Below are 3,008 nucleotides of genomic sequence, written 5' to 3' on the forward strand. Positions count from 1 at the left end.
GGACGAGGTCGGCCTTGGCGCAGACCGCCGGGTCCGGGCCGGTGGAGCAGACCTGGTCGTCGGAGGTGAGCAGCGCGATCTTCGCGTCCCGGGCGGTCTGGACGACCTGCGGGCCGACCGCCGGGTCGGGGACGACGACGATCACGCCGTTGGTCTTCTGGGCGACGGCCGCCTGCACCTCGCTGACGGTCTTGTTGGCGTCGTTGCCGAGGTTGACGACCTTGAGGTCGATCCCGAGCTCGGCGGCCTTCGCCTTCGCCCCGGCCGCCTCGCCGACGAAGTACTCCTGGTCGCCCTGCTTCTGCAGGTAGGTGATGGAGACCTTCCCGCTCACCGGGGCGACCGAGGAGGCGCCCGTGGTGGACTCCTGGCCGGTGGAACAGGCGGTGGCGGTCAGGCCGAGGGTGAGCAGGACGCCGGCGGCGGCGCGGCCGCTGGTGCTTCGGATCATGGGGGAAAACGCTCCTCTGTGCGGCTGAGCGCAGCTGTGCGATATGTGATCAGAAACGAACGCGTTTCAACGCGATGTGAAATATCACATGCCGTAAAGACCTCTCGTCAAGCCACTTGTCGCACCGAGATCAACCTGTGACGCACCACGGCACGCAAGGGCCGCCGCCGTGCCACCACTGCGCCACCGGGCCCGATCCGGCGTCACCGGCAGTTCCGTGCACGGCACTTGAGTGCGGCTCCGGCGTGTGTCTATGCTGCGTTGCTTTCTGTTGGGCGTTCAAACAGAAACAAACGGCAGTGGACTGCCCTCCCCCAGCGGGCTGCCGATCCCCCACACCCCACCTGCGCACCTTGGAGTGCCCATGCGTCCACGCACGCGCCCAGCCCTGCCCGGTCACCGGCCCCGCCGCCCGTCCCGCCGCCTGTCCCGCGGCGCCTCCCACGCGCTCGTCGCCCTGGCCCTCGCCGCCTCCGGGCTCGGCACCGTCGTCCTCGGCGCGGCCACGCCCGCGGCCGCGCTGGACAACGGACTCGCCCTCACCCCGCCGATGGGCTGGAACTCCTGGAACACCCTGGGCACCGGGGTCACCCAGCAGGAGGTCGTCCAGACCATCGACTTCATGGCCGCGAACGGGCTGGTCCAGGCCGGCTACAACACCGTCACCATCGACGACGGCTGGTCGCTCGGCCACCGCGACGGCCAGACCACCGACCTGGTCAAGAACGCCGACGGCGCGATGCAGCTCTACGACGCCAACCGCAACCCCGTCAGCGGCACCGACGGCACCGGGTTCGACCTGACCACCGGCCACCTCGTCCCCGACCCGGGCCGCTTCCCCGCGCACACCGTCGACGGGCGGACCCTGAACGGGATCCAGTACCTGTCCTGGTACGCGCACAGCAAGGGCATGAAGTTCGGCCTGTACGCCACGGACACCTACACCACCTGCCAGGGCCGGCCCGGCAGCCTGGGCCACGAGTCCACCGACGCCGCCGACTTCGTCGCCTGGGGCGTCGACTTCGTCAAGTACGACGACTGCCCGTACGGCCCGCAGATCATCGGGCCCGACGGCCACAACTACTGGACGCAGGGCGAGGGACGGGAGCTGACCCGGTCCATGTACGCCCGGGTGCGCGACTTCCAGCAGGCGCTCGACGCCGCCTCCGCCGCCCAGGGCCGCCCGCGGGTGGCCCTCAGCGTCTCCGCCCAGCCGGTGCACACCGGCGTCCCGTACCTGCTGGCGGGGGACGACCCGGCCCGCACCGACCCGGTGGTCGTCGCGGCCGGCACGCCCGCCCGCCAGGCGCCCGGCTACGCCCCGACCGGGGTGTGGTGCGGCCAGGTGGCCAACCTGTGCCGGATCGGCGGCGACCGCGGACCGGACCTCGAAGGCGTGCTCCACAACGGGCAGTTGCAGACCGCACTGCAGTACCCGGGCAACGTCCGGCCGGGCAGCTGGAACGACATGGACATGATGTTCGCGGGCTGGCAGAACCCCTACGGCGTGTACGGGGTGACCGACACCTGCACCTGCCACAAGCCGATGAGCCTCACCGAGTCGCGCAGCGAGATGTCGATCCTCGCCATGATGGCCTCCCCGCTCATCTCCGGCGCCGACCTGCGCACCGCCGCCGACTCCGTGCACACCCGCGACGGCCTCACCTGGTCCACCGGCATCACCGCCGACCAGCTCGCCGTCTACAAGAACACCGACGTCATCGCGATCGACCAGGACGCCCTCGCCAAGCCCGCCACCCTCGTCGGCAACCCGCCCAACAGCAGCACCGCGCCGGTCGTCCTCAAGCGCCGCCTCGCCGACGGCGACACCGCCGTCCTGCTGGTCAACCAGGACCCGGCCGCCTACCGGAGCATCTCCACCACGCTCGCCGACCTGGGCCTGACCGGCCCCGGCTACTCCGCCAAGGAGCTGTGGACCGGCGCCGGCGGCAACATCACCGGCACGCTCGCCGCCACCGTGGAGCCGCACGGCGTCGCCCTGTACCGGCTCAAGCCGCTGCCCACCACCGTCCCGGCCACCGTCATCGGCGACGGCCGCTACCACGGCCTCGGCGCGGGCGGCACCGGCGGCCAGACCCTGGAGGTCCGGGGCACCTGCAGCGCCCCGGACGGCTCGGTCACCGACGTCAACACCTGGTGGAGCACGCACACCTCGGAGCAGTGGAACTTCGCCGCCAACCCCGACGGCACCGTCCGCATCACCGACAACTGCGCCACCGGCACCCAGAACCACGGCACCCTGACCGGCCCGGCCGCGCCGGGCGGCCCCGCCTGGGTCCTGAACGGCTACGACCCCAACAGCACCTACCAGAAGTGGCGGGTCGTCCAGAACACCGCCACCGGCGCGCTGACCATCACCAACGTGGCCACCGGGCTCGTCCTCGACGCCCCGCAGGCCGCCGCCACCTCCCCCGTCGTGCTCAGCCGGCCCGACGGATCGGCGGCCGGGCAGGCCTGGACGCTGCTCTCCTGACCGCCCCCGCGCTCCCCCGGCTCCGCGGCCGCACTGTCGCCGTACCCGGGCCGCCCCGGCCGT

Annotated in this window: 2 protein-coding genes; one reads left to right on the plus strand and one right to left on the minus strand. The window is 72.1% G+C overall.

Annotation, left to right across the window (positions count from 1 at the left end; all coding sequences use genetic code 11):
- On the minus strand, positions 1-451 hold a 451-nt coding region (locus tag ABZ885_RS38410; RefSeq protein ID WP_360199418.1), incomplete at its 3' end, for a substrate-binding domain-containing protein.
- Between the two features lie 364 nt (positions 452-815).
- Between ABZ885_RS38410 and ABZ885_RS38415 the strand changes: the two genes are divergently transcribed.
- Positions 816-2,945 (plus strand): RICIN domain-containing protein, encoded by a 2,130-nt coding sequence (locus tag ABZ885_RS38415; RefSeq protein WP_360199420.1) that lies wholly within the window; start codon positions 816-818, stop codon positions 2,943-2,945.
- Positions 2,946-3,008: the final 63 nt, after the last annotated feature.

Origin of the sequence: Kitasatospora sp. NPDC047058 (assembly GCF_040643935.1) — a bacterium.
Taxonomy (GTDB): Bacteria; Actinomycetota; Actinomycetes; order Streptomycetales; family Streptomycetaceae; genus Kitasatospora.